This is a genomic window from Thermus parvatiensis (assembly GCF_001535545.1).
GTDB lineage: Bacteria > Deinococcota > Deinococci > Deinococcales > Thermaceae > Thermus > Thermus parvatiensis.
The window spans coordinates 529,257-550,752 of record NZ_CP014141.1 but is presented as its reverse complement, the minus strand read 5'-3'; the positions used below and the strand labels follow the sequence as shown (position 1 = coordinate 550,752).

13 protein-coding genes, 2 tRNA genes and 7 pseudogenes are annotated in these 21,496 nt (G+C 69.0%); 15 read left to right on the top strand and 7 right to left on the bottom strand.

Translation table 11 applies throughout. The features are described 5' to 3' along the window. Positions 1–10: 10 nt before the first annotated feature. From purS to purF, 5 genes and pseudogenes are all read left to right on the top strand, one after another. Positions 11–265 carry a phosphoribosylformylglycinamidine synthase subunit PurS gene (gene purS, locus AV541_RS03160; protein WP_011173563.1) on the top strand — a complete coding sequence of 85 codons (255 nt, stop codon included), beginning with the start codon at positions 11–13 and terminating at the stop codon, positions 263–265. Further along, entirely contained in the window at positions 262–945 is a 684-nt protein-coding gene (gene purQ / locus AV541_RS03155; RefSeq protein WP_011228731.1) for a phosphoribosylformylglycinamidine synthase subunit PurQ, read from the top strand. The genes purS and purQ overlap by 4 nt, the downstream gene beginning before the upstream one ends. Beyond that, entirely contained in the window at positions 942–1,655 is a 714-nt protein-coding gene (locus AV541_RS03150) for an HAD family hydrolase (RefSeq protein WP_060384215.1), read from the top strand. The genes purQ and AV541_RS03150 overlap by 4 nt, the downstream gene beginning before the upstream one ends. Then, positions 1,655–3,831 (top strand): annotated as a pseudogene (purL, locus tag AV541_RS03145) (phosphoribosylformylglycinamidine synthase subunit PurL). The gene AV541_RS03150 and the pseudogene purL overlap by 1 nt, the downstream one beginning before the upstream one ends. After that, positions 3,824–5,213: pseudogene (gene purF, locus AV541_RS03140) on the top strand (amidophosphoribosyltransferase). The pseudogenes purL and purF overlap by 8 nt, the downstream one beginning before the upstream one ends. Here purF and AV541_RS03135 read toward each other — a convergent pair. Further along, positions 5,159–5,479: an LPXTG cell wall anchor domain-containing protein gene (locus AV541_RS03135; RefSeq protein WP_060384214.1), complete on the bottom strand. Its 321-nt coding sequence runs from the start codon at positions 5,477–5,479 to the stop codon at positions 5,159–5,161. The pseudogene purF and the gene AV541_RS03135 overlap by 55 nt on opposite strands. A 40-nt stretch (positions 5,480–5,519) precedes the next feature. Here AV541_RS03135 and glyA point away from each other — a divergent pair. The 3 pseudogenes from glyA to AV541_RS03120 all read left to right on the top strand — a co-directional run bounded on the left by glyA (position 5,520) and on the right by AV541_RS03120 (position 9,220). Then, a pseudogene (gene glyA, locus AV541_RS03130) lies at positions 5,520–6,740 on the top strand (serine hydroxymethyltransferase). 24 nt (positions 6,741–6,764) lie between these two features. Beyond that, positions 6,765–8,349, top strand: a pseudogene (locus AV541_RS13000) (DNA repair protein RecN). 11 nt (positions 8,350–8,360) lie between these two features. Next, a pseudogene (locus AV541_RS03120) lies at positions 8,361–9,220 on the top strand (hydroxymethylglutaryl-CoA lyase). On the opposite strand, the gene AV541_RS03115 reads toward AV541_RS03120, so the two are convergent. The 3 genes from AV541_RS03115 to AV541_RS03105 form a co-directional block, all read right to left on the bottom strand. Further along, positions 9,211–10,167: a zinc-dependent alcohol dehydrogenase family protein gene (locus AV541_RS03115; RefSeq protein ID WP_060384213.1), complete on the bottom strand. Its 957-nt coding sequence runs from the start codon at positions 10,165–10,167 to the stop codon at positions 9,211–9,213. The pseudogene AV541_RS03120 and the gene AV541_RS03115 sit on opposite strands and share 10 nt — an antisense overlap. Positions 10,168–10,228: 61 nt before the next feature. Further along, a complete protein-coding gene (locus AV541_RS03110; RefSeq protein ID WP_011173575.1) occupies positions 10,229–10,624 on the bottom strand; it encodes a DUF3197 domain-containing protein in 396 nt (131 codons plus the stop codon). Positions 10,625–10,640: 16 nt separating this feature from the next. Continuing rightward, complete coding sequence (locus AV541_RS03105) at positions 10,641–11,129, bottom strand: DinB family protein (RefSeq protein ID WP_008633120.1); 489 nt, start codon at positions 11,127–11,129, stop codon at positions 10,641–10,643. Between the two features lie 18 nt (positions 11,130–11,147). On the opposite strand from AV541_RS03105, the gene AV541_RS03100 reads away from it, so the two are divergent. Continuing rightward, positions 11,148–11,777 (top strand): YkgJ family cysteine cluster protein, encoded by a 630-nt coding sequence (locus AV541_RS03100; protein ID WP_060384212.1) that lies wholly within the window; start codon positions 11,148–11,150, stop codon positions 11,775–11,777. Here the strand turns inward: AV541_RS03100 and truD are convergent. Continuing rightward, the gene (gene truD, locus AV541_RS03095) at positions 11,727–12,797 is read right to left on the bottom strand and encodes a tRNA pseudouridine(13) synthase TruD (RefSeq protein ID WP_060384211.1); all 1,071 of its coding nucleotides are present in this window, start codon (positions 12,795–12,797) and stop codon (positions 11,727–11,729) included. The two genes, AV541_RS03100 and truD, sit on opposite strands and share 51 nt — an antisense overlap. Before the next feature lie 14 nt (positions 12,798–12,811). Further along, the gene (locus AV541_RS03090) at positions 12,812–14,524 is read right to left on the bottom strand and encodes a M3 family oligoendopeptidase (RefSeq protein WP_060384210.1); all 1,713 of its coding nucleotides are present in this window, start codon (positions 14,522–14,524) and stop codon (positions 12,812–12,814) included. 28 nt (positions 14,525–14,552) lie between these two features. On the opposite strand from AV541_RS03090, the gene AV541_RS03085 reads away from it, so the two are divergent. Further along, positions 14,553–15,305 (top strand): DUF3800 domain-containing protein, encoded by a 753-nt coding sequence (locus AV541_RS03085; RefSeq protein ID WP_014510698.1) that lies wholly within the window; start codon positions 14,553–14,555, stop codon positions 15,303–15,305. A gap of 164 nt (positions 15,306–15,469) precedes the next feature. Further along, positions 15,470–17,160: pseudogene (locus AV541_RS03080) on the top strand (RNB domain-containing ribonuclease). On the opposite strand, the gene icd reads toward AV541_RS03080, so the two are convergent. After that, positions 17,161–18,438, bottom strand: coding sequence for an NADP-dependent isocitrate dehydrogenase (icd, locus tag AV541_RS03075; protein ID WP_060384209.1), 1,278 nt, complete (start codon positions 18,436–18,438; stop codon positions 17,161–17,163). Between the two features lie 63 nt (positions 18,439–18,501). Here icd and AV541_RS03070 point away from each other — a divergent pair, with 63 nt between their 5' ends. The 4 genes and pseudogenes from AV541_RS03070 to AV541_RS03055 all read left to right on the top strand — a co-directional run bounded on the left by AV541_RS03070 (position 18,502) and on the right by AV541_RS03055 (position 21,479). Further along, positions 18,502–19,614 (top strand): NAD(P)/FAD-dependent oxidoreductase, encoded by a 1,113-nt coding sequence (locus AV541_RS03070; RefSeq protein ID WP_008633142.1) that lies wholly within the window; start codon positions 18,502–18,504, stop codon positions 19,612–19,614. 149 nt (positions 19,615–19,763) lie between these two features. After that, positions 19,764–19,840: transfer RNA gene (locus AV541_RS03065), tRNA-Met, on the top strand. Positions 19,841–19,886: 46 nt separating this feature from the next. Further along, positions 19,887–21,409 (top strand): annotated as a pseudogene (gene tilS / locus AV541_RS03060) (tRNA lysidine(34) synthetase TilS). Continuing rightward, positions 21,388–21,479 (top strand) — tRNA-Ser (locus tag AV541_RS03055). Before tilS ends, AV541_RS03055 begins: the two are co-directional and overlap by 22 nt. The last annotated feature ends 17 nt before the right edge of the window (positions 21,480–21,496 follow it).

Genomic DNA, 21,496 nt, shown 5'->3' with positions numbered 1-21,496 from the left:
CTTGGGCCATATGCCGCGCTACCAGGCCACCCTGCTCATTGAGCTGAAGAAGGGCATCCTGGACCCCCAGGGCCGGGCGGTGGAGGGGGTGCTGAAGGACCTCGGCCACCCGGTGGAGGAGGTGCGGGTGGGGAAGGTGCTGGAGATCGTCTTCCCGGCGGAAAACCTCCTGGAGGCCGAGGAGAAGGCCAAGGCCATGGGCGCCCTCCTCGCCAACCCGGTGATGGAGGTCTACGCCCTGGAAGCCCTAAAGGAACTCCCATGAGGTGGGCCATCGTTCGCTTCCCCGGCGCCAACTGCGACGAGGACGCCCGCTTCGCCCTGGAGAAGGCAGGGATCCGGGCGGAGTTCGTCTGGCACACGGAAAGGGACCTCCGGGGCTTTGACGGGGTCTTTCTGCCCGGGGGGTTCAGCTACGGGGACTACCTGAGGGCGGGAGCCCTCGCCGCCAAGAGCCCGGTGATGGAAGCGGTGCGGCGCTTCGCCGAGGAAGGGCGGTACGTGGTGGGGGTCTGCAACGGCTTCCAGATCCTCACCGAGGCGGGCCTCCTGCCGGGGGCGCTTCTTGCCAACCTCAACCTCCACTTCACCTGCAAGGAGGTGGGGGTGCGGGTGGAGCGGAACGACCTCCCCTTCACCCGGCTCTACCCAAGGGGACAGGTCCTGAGGCTTCCCATCGCCCACGGCGAGGGCCGCTACTACGCCGATCCCGAAACCCTCGCCCGGCTCGAGGGGGAGGGCCTCGTGGTCTTCCGCTACGCCCCCCTGAAGGACGAGGCGGACTACAACCCCAACGGGAGCCTCCACGACATCGCGGGCATCGTGAGCGAGAAGGGCAACGTCCTCGGCATGATGCCCCATCCCGAAAGGGCCGTGGACGAGGTCTTGGGCAACACCGACGGGCTTCCCTTCTTCCTGGGGCTCGTCAAGGAGGTGGCACGATGAAACCCAAAGCCATCACCTTTGACTTCTGGGGCACCCTCTTCACCGAGGGGGAGGCGTTTTTGGAAAAGGTCATGCCCGCCCGGTACGAGATCCTTCTGGACGCCCTCTCCGAGGCGGGGCATCCCGTGGACGAGGCCGAGGTGCGGGAGGCCTACCGCCAGGCCTCCTTGGCCTTTGAGGAGGCCTGGAAGGCGGGGGAGCACATGCCCGTCTACGAACGGGTGGCCCGGATCTTCGCCCTCCTCGGCGCCCCCCACGACCCCGGGCTCATCGCCCTCACCGCAAGGCGCCTGGAGGAAAGCTCCCTCCTCGCCCCCCTCAAGCCCCTCCCCGGGGTGGAGGTCCTGAAGGACCTCGCCAAGAAGTACCCCCTGGCCATCGTCTCCGACACCGGCATGACCCCGGGCCGCCTCCTCAGGGAGCACCTGAAGCGGCAGGGCCTGGACGTCTTCCAGGCCTTTAGCTTCTCCGACGAGACGGGTTTCGTGAAGCCTAAGCCCGAGGCCTTTCGCGTGGCCCTCGAGGCCCTGGGCGTGGCCCCGGAGGAGGCCCTGCACGTGGGGGACCTGCCCCAGACGGACATCAAGGGGGCCTTCGGGACGGGCTACCCCTGGGCGGTCCAGTACGTGGGCCTGAGGGAGGTGAACGGGGAGGTGAAGCCCACGGCCAAGGTGAAGGACCACCGGGAGCTCCTCTCCCTCCTCACGTGATGGAGGCCCTCGCCAAGGAGATCGGGATCCCGGAAGGGGAGTACCGGGAGATCGTCCAGAGGCTCGGGCGGGAGCCGAACCGGGTGGAGCTCCTCCTCTTCAAGGTGATGTGGAGCGAGCACTGCGCCTACAAGAACTCCCGCCCCCTCCTCAAGGCCCTCCCCAAGGAGGGGGAGGCCGTCCTCCAGGGCCCCGGGGAGAACGCCGGCGTGGTGCGGGTGGGCGAGGGTTGGGCCGTGGCCTTCAAGATAGAGAGCCACAACCACCCCTCGGCGGTGGAGCCCTTCCAAGGGGCGGCCACGGGGGTCGGGGGGATCCTCCGGGACATCATGAGCATGGGAGCCCGCCCCATCGCCCTCCTGGACTCCCTCCGCTTCGGGCCGCCCGAGGAGGCGAGAAGCCGCTACCTCCTCAAGGGGGTGGTCTCGGGCATCGCCTTTTACGGCAACGCCATCGGGGTGCCCACGGTGGGCGGGGACCTTTACTTCCACGAGGGCTACCGGGAAAACCCCCTGGTGAACGCCATGTGCCTCGGCCTCCTAAGGGAGGAGCACCTGAAGCGAAGCCGGGCCTCTTTGGGCCGCCCCATCTACTACGCCGGGGCCAAGACGGGCCGGGACGGGATCGGCGGGGCGGCCTTCGCGAGCCGGGAGCTCAAGGAGGAGAAGGCCGAGGACCGGCCCGCGGTCCAGGTGGGGGACCCCTTCCTGGGCAAGCTCCTCATGGAGGCCACCCTCGAGGCCATAGAACTGGACCTGGTGGAAGGCGTCCAGGACATGGGGGCGGCGGGGCTCACCAGTAGCCTCTCGGAGCTCGCCCACAAGTCGGGCCTCGGGGTGGAGCTCCACCTGGACCTCGTCCCCACCCGGGAGGAGGGGATGACCCCGGAGGAGCTCCTTCTCTCGGAAAGCCAGGAGCGGATGGTCCTCGTTCCCAAGGAGGGGAAGGAAAAGGCCCTGGAGGAGGTCTTCGGAAGGTGGGGCCTAGACTGCGTACCCGTGGCCAGGACCATCCCGGAAAGGGTCTTCCGGGTCCTCTTTAGGGGCGAGGTGGTGGCGGAGGTGCCCACGGAGGCCTTGGCCGAAGCCCCCACCTACGTGCGGGTGGGGCGGGAGGACCCCGAGGTGCGGAGGCTTAGGGAAACCCCCATCCCCCCCTTAGAGGCCGACCCCCAGGAGGTCCTAAGGAGGCTCCTCGCCTCCCCCAACCTGGCGAGCCGCGAGGCGGTCTACGAGCGGTACGACCACCAGGTGGGGACCCGCACCGCCCTCCTCCCCGGCAAAGGGGACGCCGCGGTCCTCTGGATCAAGGGCACCCGCCTCGGCGTCGCCGCCAAGGTGGACCAAAACCCCCGGTATAGCCGCCTCCACCCCCGCCTTGGGGCCATGCACGCCTTGGCGGAGGCCTGCCGGAACGTCAGCGTGGTGGGGGCGAAGCCCCTCGCCTACACCGACGGCCTCAACCTGGGAAGCCCGGAGACCCCGGAGGGCTACCACGAGCTCGCCGAGACCATCGCCGGGCTCAAGGAGGCGAGCGAGGCCTTGGGCGTCCCCGTGGTCTCGGGGAACGTCTCCCTCTACAACGAAAGCGGGGGCAAGCGCATCCCCCCCACGGCCATGGTGGGGGTGGTGGGGGTCCTGGAGGTGGACAAGCGGGCGGAGATGGGCTTTAGGCGCCCGGGGGAGGTCCTCCTCCTCATCGGGGAGGAGAAGGGGGAGCTCGGGGCGAGCGAGGTCCTCCACCTCCTCACGGGAAAGGAGTTCGGCCACCCCCCAAGGCTTGACCTCGGGCGGGAAAAGGCGGTGCAGGAGGCGATCCGGGACCTCATCCAAAGGGGCCTCACCCGAACGGCCCACGACGTGGCGGAAGGGGGGCTTCTTGTGGCCCTCGCCGAGATGACCTTCCCCTACGGGGTGGGGGCCACGGTGGAGGTGCGGGAGGGGGGCCTCGAGGCCCTCTTCGGCGAGGCCCCAAGCCGCGTCCTCTTCACCGTGGAGAAGACCCGCCTCCAGGAGGCCACCCTCCTCCTGGAGGAGCGGGGCCTCCCCTACCGGGTCCTGGGGGAGACGGGGGGAAGAGCCTCACGGTCCTCACCCCGGGGGGTGTCCTAGAGTGGAGCCTGGAGGAACTGCTTTCCGCCTGGAAAGCGCCCCTCAGGGAGGTGCTGGATGGATAAGCCCCAGGAGGAGTGCGGCATCCTCGGGCTTTGGAGCGAAGGCCCCGTGGACGTGGCGGGGCTTCTCCACCTCGGCCTCCTCGCCCTGCAGCACAGGGGCCAGGAGGCGGCGGGGATGGCGGTCACGGACGGCAAAGCGTTCCTGGTGGAAAAGGACCTGGGCCTCGTGAACCAGGTCTTCACCGAGGAGCGCCTGGGGAAGCTCCGCCTTCCGGAGGCCCGCCTGGGCATCGCCCACACCCGCTACTCCACCACGGGCTCCAACCTGCGCTTCAACGCCCAGCCCCTCACCGCCCGCACCGCCCACGGGGTGCTGGCCATCGTTCACAACGGCAACTTCACCAACGCCAAGCCCCTGCGGGACCGCCTCCTCCTGGAGGGGGCCACCTTCCAGAGCACCACGGACACCGAGGTGATGCTCCTCCTCCTGGCCCGCCTCTCCCACCTGCCCCTGCCCCAGGCGGCCGCCGAGGCCATGAAGGCCCTCGAGGGGGGGTACTCCATCCTCCTCATGGACCGGAAGACCCTGGTGGCCCTGCGCGACCCCCACGGGGTCCGGCCCCTGGCCCTGGGCACGGCCCCCTGGGGGTACGCCTTCGCCTCCGAACCCCCGCCCTGGAGCTTATGGGGGCCACCTACCTGCGGGATGTGCGCCCGGGGGAACTGGTCTGGGTGGAGGAGGGGGAGCTCAAAAGCCTCCAGGTCCTCCCCCCCAACCCCACCCCTTGCGCCTTTGAGTGGATCTACTTCGCCCGGCCCGATAGCCTCCTGGACGGCACCGAGGCCTACGAGGCCCGGGTGCGGATGGGAATGGAACTCTTCCGGGAAGCCCCGGCGGAGGCGGACATCGTGGTCCCGGTGCCCGACTCCGGCATCGGGGCCGCGGTGGGCTACGCCCGGGCCTCGGGGCTTCCCCTGGAGTACGGCCTTTACAAGAACCCCTACGCGGGGCGCACCTTCATCCAGCCCACCCAGGAGCTTCGCGACCTGAAGACAAGGCTCAAGCTCTCCCCCACCTCGGCGGTGCGGGGCCGGCGGGTGGTCCTCATCGACGACTCCATCGTGCGGGGCACCACCAGCAAGCGCATCGTACGCATGCTCAAGGAGGCGGGGGCCAAGGAGGTGCACTTCCGGGTAAGCAGCCCCCCCATCCGCTTCCCCTGCTACTACGGCATAGACACCGCCGCCCGCAAGGAGCTCATCGCCGCGGAGAAGAGCGTGGAGGAGATCCGGGCCTACATCGGGGCCGAGTCGTTGGCCTTCCTCTCGGAGGAGGGGGTGCGGCGGGCCATCGGGGGCCTGTCTGCCTCGCCTGCTTCAACGGCCGCTACCCCGCCGGGGTCCCGGAGGAGGGGGAAAAGCTCTCCCTGGAGCTCCTATGACCGGGGAACCCCCGCCTGAGGAAGAACCCAGCCCCCAGGCCCAGAAGGAAGCCCAGGAGGAGGAAGGCGAAGGCGAAGGAGCCGGTGGAAGCCAGGTGCCAGCCGAAGAACCAGTAGCTGCACACGGCGTAGCGCTCCACCTGGACCCGGACCAGCTCGGGCAGGTCGCGGCTGCTGGTGAAGTTAATGAGGATGATGGCCAGGATGAGGACCACCAGGGTGAGGATGACGCCCCACTTCAAAATGGCGAAGGCATTCCCCTTCATAGCCCAAGCTTAACAGCCCGGCAGGGCCTATAATCGGCCTATGGTCAGGACCACGTTGCGGGACGAGGCCCTCTTCCGCCTCATCGCCCTGGAGGAGAAGCGGCAAAGGGAAGGACTGGAGCTCATCGCCAGCGAGAACTTCGTCTCGGCGCAGGTGCGGGAAGCGGTGGGAAGCGTCCTCACCAACAAGTACGCCGAGGGCTACCCCAACGCCCGGTACTACGGGGGTGCGAGGTCGTTGACCAGGTGGAGTCTTTGGCCATAGAACGGGCCAAACAGCTCTTCGGGGCGGCCTGGGCCAACGTCCAGCCCCACTCCGGCTCCCAGGCCAACATGGCGGTCTACATGGCCCTGATGGAGCCGGGGGACACCCTCATGGGCATGGACCTCGCGGCCGGCGGCCACCTCACCCACGGCTCCCGCGTGAACTTCTCCGGGAAGCTTTACAAGGTGGTCTCCTACGGGGTCCGTCCCGACACGGAGCTCATAGACCTGGAGGAGGTCCGCCGCCTCGCCCTGGAGCACCGCCCCAAGGTGATCGTGGCCGGGGCCAGCGCCTACCCCCGCTTCTGGGACTTTAAGGCCTTTCGGGAGATCGCCGACGAGGTGGGGGCCTACCTCGTGGTGGACATGGCCCACTTCGCCGGGCTCGTGGCCGCGGGCCTCCACCCGAACCCCCTGCCTTACGCCCACGTGGTGACGAGCACCACCCACAAAACCCTCCGGGGCCCGAGGGGCGGCCTCATCCTCTCCAACGACCCCGAGCTCGGCAAGAGGATTGACAAGCTCATCTTCCCCGGGATCCAGGGGGGCCCTTGGAGCACGTGATCGCCGGGAAGGCCGTGGCCTTCTTTGAGGCCCTACAGCCCGAGTTCAAGGAGTACAGCCGCCTGGTGGTGGAAAACGCCAAGCGCCTGGCGGAGGAGCTTGCCCGCCGGGGCTACCGCATCGTCACCGGGGGGACGGACAACCACCTCTTCCTCGTGGACCTGCGCCCCAAGGGCCTCACCGGGAAGGAGGCGGAGGAGAGGCTGGACGCCGTGGGGATCACGGTGAACAAGAACGCCATCCCCTTTGACCCGAAGCCCCCCGGGTCACCTCGGGGATCCGCGTCGGCACCCCGGCCATCACCACCCGGGGCTTCACCCCCGAGGAGATGCCCCTCGTCGCCGAGCTCATAGACCGGGCCCTTCTGGAGGGCCCCTCGGAGGCCCTGCGGGAAGAGGTGCGCAGGCTCGCCCTGGCCCACCCCATGCCCTGAAGGCCCCCGCGGGGCCCCCTTAAAATGGGGGGGATGCTCCGCCGCCTCGAGGTCCAGAACCTCGCCGTCATCCGCGAGGCCGCCTTGGACTTCGCCCCCGGCCTCAACGTCCTCACCGGGGAGACGGGCGCGGGGAAAAGCCTCCTCGTGGACGCCCTCGCCCTCCTCCTCGGGGGGCGGGCGGAGGGGCTTATCGGGCCCTACGGGGAAAGCCTCCTCGTGACCACCTTCTTTGAGGGCCCCCCCGGGGAGGCGGTCCTCTCCCGCCGCGTGGGGGCCCGCTCCACCCCCAGGGTGGACGGGGAGGTGGTCACCCTGAAGGAGCTCCAGGCGGAAGCGGAAAGGCGCCTCTCCCTCCACGCCCAGCACACCGCCTTGGCCCTCCTCTCCCCCAGGCGCCAGCGGGAGGCCCTGGACGCCCTCCTCCCGAGGGCCTCCTCGCCGCCTACCAGGAGGCCTACGCCCGGCGCGAGGCCCTCCTGAAGGAGAAGGCGGCCCTGGAGGAAAGCCTAAAGGCCCGGGCGGAGCGGGAGGACCTCCTCCGCTACCAGATCCGGGAGATTGAGGAGGCCCGGGTGCGGCCCGGGGAGGAGGAGGAGCTTTTGGCCCTGGCGGAGCGCCTCCGCCACCTGGAGACCATCCGGGAAAGGCTCGCCCGGGCCCTCGCCCTCCTCACGGAGCGGGAAGCCCAGGACCTCCTGGCCCTGGCGGCGAAGGAGGTGCGGGCGGCGGCCCGGCACGACCCGGCCCTCGAGGCCCTGGCCGAGGAGCTTTCGGGGGCGGCCGAAGCGGTCCGGGCCGTGGCCCGGGAGCTGGAGGACCACCTGGAGGGCCTGGACCTGGACCCCGAGGAGCTGGACCGGGTGGAGGCCCGCCTCAGCCTCCTGGAGCGCCTGAAGCGGAAGTACGGCCCCACCCTGGAGGACGTCCTGGCCCACGCCAGGAAGGCCCGGGAGGAGCTCGCCCGGATGGAAGGGGGGAGGAGCGGCTTTCGGAGGTGGAGCGCCTCCTCAAGGCCCTCCACGAGGAGGTAGAGGCCCGGGGGCAGGCCCTGAGGCGGGCCCGGGAGGAGGCGGCGCGAAGGCTTACGGAGGGGATGGTGCAGGAGCTTCCCGCCCTGGGCCTCGCCGGGGCCCGCTTCGCGGTGGTCCTGGAGCCCCTCCCCGAGCCCGGCCCCCAGGGCCTCGAGGCGGTGGCCTTCCGGGTGGCCCCGAACCCCAACCTGCCCCCGGCCCCCCTCGAGGCCCTAAGCGGCGGGGAGCTCTCCCGCGTGGCCCTGGCCCTCGCCCTCCTCACGGGGACCGAGGCGCCCACCGTGGTCTTTGACGAGGTGGACGCCGGGGTGGGCGGGGAGACCGCCTGGCGGCTCGCCGAAAGGCTCCGGCGCCTCGCCGAGAAGCGGCAGGTCCTGGTGGTGACCCACCTACCCCAGGTGGCCGCCGTGGCCCAGCGCCACTTCCGGGTGAGCAAGGCCCCGGAGGGCGTGCGGGTGGAGCCCTTGGCGGGCGAGGCCCGGGTGCAGGAGATTGCCCGCCTCCTCTCCGGGGCCTACACCCAGGCGGCTTTGGCCCATGCCCAGGAGCTTCTGGAGGCCCAGGGCGCCCTTTAGGGGGTGGAAGCGTGAAGGCGAGCGTGCGGTGGGTGGAGTGTCCCAGGGACGCCTGGCAGGGGTTTTCCCGCTTTATTCTCACCCAGGAGAAGGTAGCCTTCCTGAAAAGGCTTTTAGAAGCGGGCTTCGCCCACCTGGACCTCACCAGCTTCGTCTCCCCCAAGTGGGTACCCCAGATGGCGGACGCCGAGGAGGTGCTAAAGGCCCTCCCGCCCCCCGAGGGCAGGACCTACCTGGCCATCGTGGCCAACGAGAAGGGCCTGGAAAGGGCCCTCGCCGCCCCCAACCTCACCCACGTGGGCTACCCCTTCTCCCTCTCCGAGACCTTCCAGCGGAGGAACACCAACCGCTCCATAGAGGCCTCCTGGCCCCTGGTGGCGGCCATGGTGGAGAGGACAGAGGGGCGGCTTGGCCTTGTGGTCTACCTCTCCATGGCCTTCGGCAACCCCTACGGGGACCCCTGGAGCGTGGAGGGGGTTTTGGAGGCCATCGCCCGCCTGCGGGAAATGGGTGTGCGGGAGATCGCCCTCGCCGACACCTACGGGGTGGCGGACCCCAAGCGGATTCATGAGGTCTTGAAGGCCGCCGTGGCCCGCTTTGGCCCGGAAGGCCTCGGGGCCCACCTCCACGCCCGGCCCGAGGAGGCCTTGGCCAAGGTGGAGGCGGTCCTTGCGACGGGGGTCACCTGGCTCGAGGGGGCCCTGGCAGGGGTGGGGGGTGCCCCTTCGCCGGAGACGAGCTCGTGGGCAACCTCCCCACGGAGGTCGTCCTCCCCCACCTGGAGAAGCGGGGCCTCGCCACGGGAGTAGACCTAAGCCGCCTCCCCCTTCTCGCGGAGGAGGCGGCGCGGCTTAAGGCCCTTTACGCCTGAAAGGTGAGGACGATCTTCCCCCGCCCGTGCCCGGAGTCCATGCGGGCGTGGGCCTTCCTCAGGTTCTCCAGGCTGAAGGGGAGGACCTCGGCGATGAGGGGCCTCGCCAGGCCCCGCTCAAAGAGGGGGCGCATCTCCAGAAGGCGCTTCCTCTCCCGCGTGAGGAAGACGCCGTAGAGGGTCTGGTTCTTGGTGTAAAGCCCGGCCAGGTTCCCCTGGGGAGGCAGGATGGTGGCGATGCGGCCGAAGGGGCGCACCACGGGGATGACCCGCTCCACCAGGCTCTCCCCGGCGGTCTCCAAGGCGGCGTCCACCCCCTGACCCTCCGTGGCCTTGAGGACCTCCTCCGGCCAGGGGCCCCGGTAGTCCAAGGCGAGGTCGGCCCCGAGCTCCTTGAGCACCGAGAGGTTTTCCGCGCTCGCCGTGGCGATCACGTAGGCCCCCGCCGCCTTGGCGAACTGGACGGCGAAGGAGCCCACACCCCCCGCCCCGCCCATCACCAGCACCGTCTCCCCCGGGCGCACGGCCAGGCGGCGCACCACCGCCTCCCAGGCGGTGCCCCCCGCCAGGGGGATGGCGGCGGCCTCGGCAAAGGAGAGGTTCTTGGGCTTCCTGGCCACGATTTCCGCCGGCACGGGGGTGTACTCGGCGTAGGTGCCGTGGGGGTTCCCGAAGATCTCGGGGGTGTAGTAGACCTCGTCCCCCTCCTTAAGGTCCCTCACCCCGGGGCCCACCTTGGCCACGACACCGGCGGCGTCGTAGCCCAAGACGAAGGGGGGCTCCACCCCCGCCCAGCGCCCCGCCGCCCGGATCTTGGCGTCCACGGGGTTCACGGCGATGGCCAGGTTCTTCACCAGGACTTCCCCGGGCCCGGGCTCGGGCACCGGGAGGTCCCGCTCCTCCAGCATCTCCAACCCGCCGAAGCCCTTGAGCACCACCGCGCGCATCGGCTCACCCCCCTCAAAAACCTTAAAGGGGGGTCTAGGCCCCCTTTTGTGAAGAAGCTTCCTAAGCCGCCCGCTTGAGGTAGATCCCGGGATCCGTGGGGTTGGCGATGGCCATGACCCGCTTGAGGAGCTCCTCCGGGGGCAGGTCCAAGAGGGCCGTCATCTCCCCGGGGGAGACCACGGCCTCGTAGAACCTCCTCGCCCCCTGGGCGAGGAGGAGCCCCACAAGCTCGGAGAGGGCCTCCTCTCCCCCGGGAAAGGCGGGGCCGAAGGCGTCGGGGACGAGGAGGTCCTTCTTGCCCGTGTGGAGGAGGAGGGCGTAACGGGCCTGGTCCCTTTTGTCCTGCCAGTCGGTGATGAGGTAAACCTTGGCCTCGGAAAGCTTCAGGCCGCCCAGGGCCGCCTTCAGGGCCTCGAGGCTCACCCGGGGCGCGGCGCGCATGCCCACGCGTACCATGGCCTCATCTTACGCGCTAAAGGAGCTTCCGGGCGTAGATCACCTGGCCGGCGTGGTGCTGGGCGTGCTCCACCAGGTGGTGGAGGACGTGGGCCCGGGGCGCCTCGGCGCCCAGGTGCCCTACGCGCACCACCTCCGCCAAGGCGGCCTCCTCCACCCGGCGGAAGGCGGCGAGGAGGACCTCCCAGGCCTCCCGGAAGCGGGCCTCCACCGCCTCCTTGGGCTCGGGCGCGCCCGAAAGCTCCCACTCCCTCCCCTTCCTCGCCCACTCGGGAAGTTCCACGCCCAGGGCGTAGTGGGCGAGGCGCAAGGAGCTTCCCGCGATGTGCCGCACCAGGCCGCCGATGGGGTTCGCCCCCTCCTTGGGCCGCCGCCAGAAGGGCTCCTCGGGGAGGTCAAAGGCCCACTTGTCCAGGTGCAGGGCCACCTCCTTCAGGCCCTTGATCCAGGCGGACACCGCCGGGGAGACCCCGGGCTCCAGGGGTTCTAGAAAGGGCGCGGGCATAGGCGTATTCTACGGGGCGTGGAGGCGGTGGAGCGGGCCTTCCGGGCGCTGGACGAGGGGATCGCCGACTACCTCGCCCGAAAAGGGATCCGTCCCTCCTGCGGCCCGGGGTGCTTCGCCTGCTGCTACGGCTGGGTAACGGCGAGCCGCCTCGAGGCCCAGGCCCTCCTCCCCCACCTCACCGAGACACAGAAGGCCCGCGTTCTGGAGAAGGGCCCGAGGCGCCTCGCCCTTCTCGCCCGCGAAAAGGACGACCCCACCTTTCCCCGCCGCTTCTTCTTACGCCGCAGCCCCTGCCCCCTCCTGGAGGAGGGGCTTTGCGGGGTCTACGCCCACCGCCCCCTGGCCTGCCGGGGGGTCCTGACCGACGAGGACCCCGCCTACTGCGACCCCGAAAACCCCCACCCCGCCCCCAAGTCCCACCACGGGCCCGGGCACTTCCTCCGGGTGCCCCACCGCATGGCCCGCAGGCGGATGGAGGAGCTTTGGGAGGAGGAGCGGGCCCAGACGGGTTTTCTGGTCCTCGGGGAGCTTTCCGGCCTCCTCTACCTCCTCCTCACAGGCCTTCCTGAAGACCGGGAAGAGGTGGAGGCCCGGCTAGAGGCCCTCGGCGTCCTCGGGGGCTGGTTCGGCTTCCAGGTGGTCTAGGGCTTCCACCTTCATCACCTCCCGAAGAAGGCTCGTGGCGTAGCTCCCCTTGGGCAGGAAGAAGGAAAGCCAAAGCCCCTCCGGGGCCTCCTCCACCTTCCACTCCGAGAGGGGGACCCGGATGGGCCTCCGGGCGCCCCGCCTCGCCCTGAACTCCTCCCGCTTGAGGCCGTAGCGGGCGAGGACCTCGTCCTCTATGGCCCTCGCTTCCCCTTGGGCCTCGGGGTACTTCTTGCCGAAGAGGGGGCCCGTGGCGCTGATCTCAAGCCTTAGGGCGCGCTCGGCCTCCTTCGGGTCTTCCACCAGGAACTCCCCTCCCGTGGCGTGCTTTTTGGCCCAGTCCCCGGGGACCACCCGGTCGTAGAGGCCCAGGGCCATCCTCAGGGCCACCCAGTCGTTGAAGAGGAGGCTCTGGAGGCTTCCGATGAGGAAGCGCTTGAGCCACGGGCTTCCCCGGCCCTTTCCCTCCTTCACCAGCTTGTAGCCCCTAACCGGGTTTAGCCCCCCAAGGCCGAAGCGCTGGGGACCGTAGTAGTTGGGGACGCCCTTCTCCGCGAGGCGCTTTAGGACCGCCTCCGCCTCCGCCACCCCCCCTTTGGGGCGGCGGATGAGGATATGGAAGCGGTTCCCCTTGAGGTGCCCCGTCCTGAGCTTGTTGGTGTGGAGGTCGGCGGCAAGGAGCCTCACGCCCTGGAGGTTCTCCAGAAGGCAGAGGGCGTCCTCGTACCTCCTTGGGATGGAGAACCACTGGCGGGTGCGGGCGTGCTTGTCCTTAAGGCCCGCCACCCCGATTTCCTTTTCGGGCACCCCCACCTCGTCCCGCAGGAACTCCAAGACCTCCCGGGTGGTGCGGCCCTCCTTCTCCAGAAGGAGGTAGAGGTGCTCCCCTTCCCCCTTGGGGAGGTAGGCGGGCACCTCCTCCACCTGGAAGTCCTGGGGCTCCACCCGGATCTCCCCGCCCACCCCGGGGAGGTCTTGGGTGAGGAAGGGGTAGCGCTCGGGGCGAAAGACCAGGTCCATCCCCCTATTCTCGCCTAAGGAAGGGCCTTTAGCCAAGACTCCAGGACGCCGAAGCCGTAGCGGAAGAAGGCCTCGGAGCCAAGCTCCACCCCGGCCTCGGCCAGGATCTCCTTGGGGCTAGCGCTCTCCCCGGCCTCCAAAATCCGCAGGTACTTGGGCACGAAGGCCTCCCCCTCCTCCCGGTACTTGCCGTAGAGGGCCAGGACCACCAGGTAGCCCAGGGCGTAGCTGTAGGTGTAGAAGCGGTAGTGGACGAAGTGGGGGATGCCCGCCCAGGCGGCGCGGTCAAGCTCCGTCCAGGCCACGGCCTCCCCGTAGAGCCTCCTCTGCTCCTCGTCCCAGAGGGCGTGGAAGGCCTCGGGGGAGAGGGCAGCTTCCTTGCGGGCCTCGAGGCTTCGCCTTTCAAAGAAGGTGTACATCACCTGGCGGAAGAGGGTGTTTATGGCGTCCTCCACCCTCTCCGCGAGGAGGAGGGTCTTTTCCTCCCCGGAAAGCCTCTCCAGGAGGAGGTCGTCCAGGAGGATCTCGGCGAAGACGCTGGCGGTCTCGGCGAGGGGCGTGGAGGCCCCGAAGTTGAGGAGGCGCTGCTTGCGGGCGAGGTAGAAGTGCACCCCGTGCCCGAGCTCGTGGGCGAGGGTGTGGGCGCTGTCCAGGTCGTCCGTGTGGTTGAGGAGGATGTAGGGGTGGGTGGAGGGAAGCCCCCCAGAGCAGAAGGCCCCGCCCCGTTTGCCGGGCCTCGGGTAGACGTCTATCCAGCACTTCTCAAAGAACTCCCGGGCGATTTCCGCAAGCTCGGGGGAGAAACGGCGGAAGGCCTCCAGCACCAGGGCCCGCGCCTCGGCAAAGGGCACCTTGGGCTTCTCCCCCAGGGGGGCGAGGAGGTCCTCGCTTGGGGTCTTCTCCCGGCCGAGCCTCCCCGCCTTCCAGCAGTAGTAGCGCTCCACCAGGGGGTAGTGGGCCTTTGTGGCCTCCAGGAGGGCCTCAATCTCCCTCACCTCCACCTCGTCGCGGAGGGCCACGGGCTCCAAGGGGTGGCGGTAGCCCCTAAGGCGGAGGTCCTGGAGGTAGTCCAGGTAAACCGCGTTGAAGACGGCGCTCAGCGTGGGGGCCTCGGCGAGGAGCTTCCCGTAAAGCGCCCGGTGGGCCTCGCGGCGCACCTCGGGGTCCGGGTCACGGCGGAGGGCCCGGACCTCCATCTCCGTGAGCTCCCTTTCCCCCACCCGGAAGCGGAACCGGCCCGTGTACTCCGTGTAGAACTGGCTCCAGGCGCTCCTTCCCACCAGGGCCTTGAGGTTCAGAAGCTCCTCCTCCCTTTCCGAGAGGGTGTGGGGAGCGTAGGCCCTTTGCCTTTTCAGGAAGTGGCCGAGGTCGGCGAGGCCCGGGTGGGCGAGGAGCCTCTGGAAGGCCTCATCGGGAAGCTTCCTTAAGGCCACCTCCAGGGGCACGAGGCGGTTTTTCACCTCGGTGAAGCGGCCCCGCACCCGGTCCAAAAGGGCCTTCGCCTCGGGGTCTTGGGTGCGGGTGGCGAAGTAGAGGCTTGCGTAGTTCAGGGGCTTGTAGGCAAGCTCCAGGGCCTTCTCGTACCGCTCCAAGAGGTCCTGGGCCCCTTCCGGGTCCAAAAGCCCCTGGGGGTCAAGGCCCTGGGCCAGGGCGAGGGCGGCCTCGAGGTCCTGGAGGATCCTCGGGTCTTGGGGGCCTGAATAGAGGTCGGAGAGGTCCCATTCCATGGGAGCCAGTATAATGGCGGGGCGGATAATGCTTCTTTGCTTTGTGGACGAGTCTGGAGATCACGTCCTAGACAGAATGGATCCATACTACCCCATCTTCGTCCTGGTGGGGCTACTCGTGGACGAGGAGCACTATGAGACCGTCATCGTTCCGGAGATGGCCCAAATCAAGAGAAAGCTATTCGGCCATGACGGGGTCGTCTTCCACACCGCCGACATAACGCGTAACCGCAACGGCTTTGAGCGTCTAAAAGATCCACGGTTCCGCCTGGAGTTCTACGAAACGCTTAACGAGGCCATGGCAAGGTGGGAGTACACTGTGGCGGCTGTGGTGGTGGATAAGCGGCGCCACAAGGAGGTTTACGGAGAAGCCGCCCTGGACCCTTACGAGCTTTCCCTGAAGGTGTTGGTGGAAAGGCTGGTCTTTGAGGTGGAGGAGCGCGGAAGCCAGGCCAAGGTCACTGCGGAAAGCCGCGCCCCCCACCTGGATGGGAGCCTCAAGCGCGCTTGGGAAGACCTCCTACAAAGGGGAACCCGTTACCTGTCAGCCAAGAGGCTCCGAAGGGCTCTGCATCGCTCGGAGTTAGAGTTCCGCAAAAAGCGGGAAAACATAGCGGGGCTCCAGTTGGCAGACCTGGTGGCCACACCCATTGGGCGCTGGTACCTCAAGAAACCCCTAAAAGAAGACTGGCGGATCATAGAGCAAAAGCTCCGCCGGGGTCCCCAAGGGTACATGGGATACGGGCTTGTCGTCCTGCCTAAGCCCCAACAAAAGGATTGAGGCCGGGGACCCGCTACGCAGTTCCCGGCCACCCAAGCTTCATTATAAGGAGGACACCCATGGCCGTCAAGCAAGCCCTTGTCGTCTACAAAGGCAAACCCGCCCTCGCCGAGGAGAAGGGGGGCCGCTTGGAACTCACGCTGGAAGGAGGCGCAAAGCTGAGGGTGCGTCCCAAGGACGTCCTCTTCCTCCACCCGGGGCCCGCCTCCTTAGGCCTGAAGGTGCCCGAGGGGGAGGAGGAGGCCGCCTGGGAACTCCTGGAGGGGCAGACGGTGAGCCTTAGGGAGCTCGCCGAGCTGGTCTACGGGGCCTACACCCCGGAGGCCGCCTACGGGGCCTTTCTCCTCGCCCAAAAGGGGGAGCGCTTCGTTTTGGAGGGGGAAAGGGTCCGGGCGCGGACCCGGGAGGAGCTTGCTGCCCTCCTCGAGGCCCAAAGGCAGAAGGAGGCCCGGGAAAGGACCTTCCGGGAAGGGGTGGAGCGGCTTAGGAGGGGGACCCCAGAGGAGGAAGACCGCCCCCTCCTCGCCGAGGTGGAGGCCCTGGCCCGGGGGGAGAGGAAGGAAAGCCCCGTCCTCCGGGCCCTGGGCCTCCCCGAAACCCCCGAGGCGGCCCACGCCTTCCTCCTCCGCCTGGGGCTTTGGCAGAGGGAAAACCCCCACCCAAGGAGGCTCGGCCTTCCCCTCCAGCCCCCGGACCTCCCCGTCCCCCCCCTCCCCGAGGAGGACCGGGTGGACCTCACCCACCTCCCCGCCTTCGCCATAGACGACGAGGGAAGCCAAGACCCCGACGACGCCGTCTTCGCCGAGCGGGTGGAGGGGGGCTTCCGCCTCTTCGTCCACGTGGCCGACGTGGCCGCCCTCGTCCCCCCCGGAAGCCCCCTGGACCAGGAGGCTTTGCGCCGGGGGGCGAACCTCTACCTCCCGAGGGCACGGTGTCCATGCTCCCCCCTGGGGTCACGGAGGCACTCGGCCTCGGCCTGAACGAGGTCTCTCCGGCCCTCACCTTTGAACTAGTGGTCTCGGAGGAGGGGGACCTCCTGGAGGAACGGGTCTACCCGAGCTGGGTCCGGGTCCAGCGCCTCACCTACAAGGAGGCTCTGGACCGGCCCGAGCTCGGCCCTTTGCGGCGGTTGGCGGAGGCCTTCCACCGGAAGCGCCTGGCCCAAGGGGCCCTGGACCTCTTTCTGCCCGAGGTCAAGGTGCGGGTGGAGGGGGAGGAGATCCGCATCACGCCCCTTCCTCCCTACCCAAGCCGCCTTTGGGTGCGGGAGGCCATGCTCCTCGCGGGCTACGCCGCCGCCCACCTGGCCCTTAGGGAAGGGCTTCCCTTCCCCTTCGCCACCCAAGAGGCCCCAAGCCGGAGGGTGGAGGGGGAGGGGCTTGCCGCCATGTGGGAGCAAAGGAAAGCCCTCAAACGGGCCCAGCTCAAGGCGGTCCCCGCCCCCCACAAGGGCCTGGGCCTCCCCTTCTACGCCCAGGTGACGAGCCCCTTAAGGCGCTACCTGGACCTGGTGGCCCACCAGCAGCTAAGGGCCTGGCTCAAGGGGGGAAGGCCCCTTTCCCAGAAGGAGCTCCTGGAGCGGGTAGGGGCGGCGGAGGCGGTGGCCGATGCTGTGCGGGAGGCGGAGCGCAAGAGCAAGCTCCACTGGACCCTCCTTTACCTCCAGGAAAAGGGCTACGAGGGGCCTGGGGTCCTGGTGGAGCGAAGGGGGGCGCACGGGGTCTTCCTCCTCCCCGAGCTCGGGCTTTCCGCCCAGGTGGCCCTCTCCCAGGCCCTTCCCCTGAACGCCGAGGCCCGCCTCCGCTTCCTGGAGGCGGACCTTCCGGCCCTCGAGGCCCGCTTCGCCCTCGTTTAGCTACATGTGCTCAATCAGGGCCCGGCCGAACTCGCTGGTCTTGAGGAGGGTGGCGGGCTTCCCCTCCGCCTGTAGGAGGCGGTAGAAGTCATAGGTGACGAGGCCCTTGGAGATGGTGCGTTCCATGGCGGCAAGGATTAGCTCCGCCGCCTCATTCCAACCCAGGTAGCGGAGCATCATCTCCCCGGAGAGGATGACGCTAGAGGGGTTCACCTTGTCCTGGCCCGCGTACTTGGGCGCGGTGCCGTGGGTGGCCTCAAAGACGGCGTGGCCGGTCTTGTAGTTGATGTTGGCCCCGGGGGCGATGCCGATCCCCCCCACCTGGGCGGCGAGGGCGTCGGAGATGTAGTCCCCGTTGAGGTTCAGGGTGGCGATCACCGAGTACTCGTCGGGGCGGAGGAGGATCTGCTGCAGGAAGTTGTCGGCGATGACGTCCTTGATGACGATGTCCCGGCCCGTCCTGGGGTTCTTCATCACGTGCCAAGGGCCGCCATCCAGGGGCACGGCGCCGTACTTCTCCCTGGCCAGGGCGTAGCCCCACTCCCGGAAGGCCCCCTCGGTGAACTTCATGATGTTGCCCTTGTGGACCAAGGTGACGCTGGGGAGGTCCTCCTTGATGGCGTACTCGATGGCCGCCTCCACCAGGCGCTCCGTGCCCTCTTTGGAGACGGGCTTGATCCCGAGGCCACTGGTCTCGGGGAAGCGGATCTTGGCGTAGGCCTTGGGGAACTCCCGCTTGAGGAAGTCCAGGACCTTCCTCACCTCCTCGCTCCCCGCGGGCCACTCGATCCCGGCGTAGATGTCCTCGGTGTTCTCCCGGAAGACCACCATGTTGACGAGCTCCGGGTGCTTCACCGGGCTCGGCACCCCCTGGAACCAACGCACCGGCCGCACGCAGGCGTAGAGGTCCAGCTCCTGCCGGAGGGCCACGTTGATGGAGCGGATCCCGCCCCCCACGGGGGTGGTCAGGGGACCCTTGATGGCCACCAGGTGCTCCCGGATGAACTCCAGGGTCTCCTCGGGAAGCCAGATGGGCTCGCCGTAGACCTGATTGGCCTTCTCTCCCGCGTAGATCTCCACCCAGACGATTTTCCGCTTGCCCCCGTAGGCCTTCTCTACGGCGGCATCTAAGACGGGCTTGGCCGCTCTCCAGATATCGGGGCCGGTGCCGTCGCCCACGATGAAGCCGATGAGGGGCCGGTCGGGTACCTGAAGGACCCCGTCCTTGATGGTGATCCGCTCGCCCTCCTCCGGGATACGAATGTGCTTGTAGGCCATGGCCTAATCCTCCCGGGGATAGCATACCCTCTCCTCGGGGGAAAAGTGTCCTAGACTCTTCCTATGCCGGATGCCGTGGTGGTGGGGGCAGGAATCGTGGGGGCGGCCTCGGCCTACCGCCTGGCAGAGAAGGGGCTTAAGGTCTTGATCCTGGAGAAGGAGGCCACCTACGCCCAAGGGTCCACCGGTAAAAGCGCCGCCGGGGTGCGGGTGCAGTTCTCCGAGCCCTTGAACGTCCTCCTCTCCTACCGTTCCATCCTGGAGTACCGGGAGATCCCCGAGGCCGCCTACCGGCCCATCGGCTACCTCTTCCTGGTGCCCGAGGCCCAGGCCGAGGCCCAGGAAGAAGCCCTAAGGGTGCAGAAGGCCCTAGGGGTCCCCGTGGAAAGGCTTTCCCTGGAGGAGGCCAAGACGAAGGTGCCCTTCCGGGAGGAAGGCCTGGCCTACGCCACTTTCGGCCCCATGGATGGGGTCATAGACCCCCACGGAGCCACGGCCTTCTACCTCCGGGAGGCGAGGCGGCTTGGGGCGGAGGTGCGCTTTTCCGAGCCCCTCCTTAGGGCCGAACGCCGGGAAGGCGTGTGGCGGGTGGAGACCCTGAAAGGGCGGTACGAGGCCCCCTACCTCCTCCTCTGCACCGGGGCCTGGACGGGAGAGGTGGGAAAGGCCCTGGGCCTGGAGATCCCCATCTATCCGGTACGCCGCATGGTCTTCGCCACCGCCCCGACGCCATTTCCCCACGCTTTTCCCCTCACCGTGGACCTCGGCACGGGCTTCTACTTCCGCTCCGAGGGAAGCCGCCTCCTCTTCGGCCGCTCCAACCCCGAGGAGCCCCCGGGCTTCCGGGAGGGGATGGACTGGCGTTGGCTTGGCCCCACCCTCGAGGCGGGCCTCGCCCGCTTCCCCTTCCTGGAGGGGCTTTTCCTGGACCGGAAGGCCAGCTGGTGGGGCTACTACGAGGTCACCCCGGACCACAACCCCATCCTGGGTTTCGTGGAGGAGGGGCTTCTGGTGGCCGCGGGCTTCTCGGGGCACGGGGTACAGCAGGCGGCCATGGTGGGCCGCCTCATGGCGGAGGAGGTGGCCTTTGGGCAGGCCCGAAGCCAGGACATCACCCCCTTCCGCCTAAGGCGTTTCCGAGAAGGAAGGCCCTTGCAGGAGCGGGGCATCGTATAACTCCACCCTATGCGGGCTTGCATGAGCGTCAGGGTCCCGGTACAAGCAGCGCCCGGGGCCAATAAAGCAAAGCAGGACAGGAAACGAGGGCACGAACCCGGATTGACCGAAGGCCCGGCCTCCCCTATGATGGGGGTTGCCTGGCGCCTGGCGGCGTAGCTCAGGTGGTTAGAGCACACGACTCATAATCGTGGTGTCGTGGGTTCGAGTCCCACCGCCGCCACCAGGAGGCCCCCCGGGAAACCGGGGGGCCGTGGCATCATGGAAGGCGCATGGACGTCCCGGCCTTCCGCGAGCGTCTTTCTCGCCTTGCCCCTAAAGACCCCCTCGTCCTCGCCGTCTCCGGGGGCGGGGACTCCGTGGCCCTGGCCCACCTGGTGAAGGAGGCGGGGCGTCAGGCGGTGGTGGCCCACCTGGACCACGGCCTGCGCCCGGAGAGCCCCTTGGACCAGGCCTTCGTCCAGGCCCTGGCGGAAAGGCTGGGCTTTCCCTTTTTCACCGAGCGGGTGGAGGTGGCCCGGATCGCCCAGGCCCGGGGCGAGAACCTGGAGGCGGTGGCCCGGGAGGTGCGCTACGCCTTCCTTCACCGGGTGGCCCGGGAGGTAAGGGCCCGGGCCATCCTCACCGCCCACACCCTAGACGACCAGGCGGAGACCGTGCTCCTCCAGCTCCTCCAGGGGACCGCCCGGGCCACGGGCATCCGGGAGCGGGAAGGGCTCGTGGTCCGTCCCCTCCTGGTCCACACCCGAGAGGAGCTTCGGGCTTACCTCCGGGCCCGGGGGGAGACCTGGCGCGAGGACCCCACGAACCAGGATCCCGCCCTGGACCGGAACTTCCTCCGGCTCTTTGTCTTTCCCCTCCTGGAGGAGCGCTTTCCCGCGGCCAAGCGCGCCCTGGCCCGCTTTGCCGAGGCCCGGACCGAGGAGGAAGGGGTCCTGGAGCGCCAGGCCGAGGCTCGGCTCCTCCCCGACCCCCGCTTCTTCGTCCCCGCCTTCCGGGCGGCGCCCCTCCTCGAGGCCCCCCTGGCGGTGCGCCGCCGGGCCCTCCGGCGCCTTTTGGAAAAGCTCGGCCTTAGGCCGGAGGCCCGCCTCGTCCTCCTCCTGGAGGAGGCCCTTCGCGGCCGGCCCCAGACCCTCCCGGGGGGCGTCCTCGCCCGGCGCAAGGGGGGCACCCTTTTCCTTCTCCCCCCGAAGCCCCGTCTGCCCCTGCCCCCGGGGTTCCGCCGCCCCGCGCCCGGGGACTACCTGGAGCGGTCTTCCGGGAGGAAGCGCCTTGTGGACTTCCTAGCGGAAAAAGGGGTCCCCCGGGAGCTAAAACCCCTTTGGCCCGTGCGCGCCGAGGGTAGCCGGGTGGTGGAGGTCCTGGGCCTTTACCCGCCCCCCCCGAGGAGGCCCACATGGCGGAGGCCTTGGCGGAGGCGGCCTCGGCCTTCCGGGAAGGGGAGGTGCCGGTGGGGGCGGTCCTCGTGCTCCCGGACCGCGTCCTCCGGGCCCACAACCGGGTGGAGGGGCTAAGGGACCCCACGGCCCACGCGGAGATGCTTCTCCTCAGGGAGGCGGGGCCCGAGGCCCGGGGCGGGCGGCTTTATGTGACCCTCGAGCCCTGCCTCATGTGCCACCACGCCCTGGCCCAGGCGGGGGTGGAGGTGGTCTACGGGGCGGAAAACCTCAAGGAAGGGGCCCTCACCCGCTTCGGCCTCCCCACTCGGGCCCGGGGTGGTGTGCGGGAAAGGGAGTGTGCTAAGCTCTTAAGGGATTTCTTCGCCCGGCTCAGGGAGGGGTGCCGGAGCGGTTGAACGGGCCGGTCTCGAAAACCGGTAGGCCCTTCGCGGGGCCTCGCGGGTTCGAATCCCGCCCCCTCCGCCAAAAGGAGGGAGGCGGCT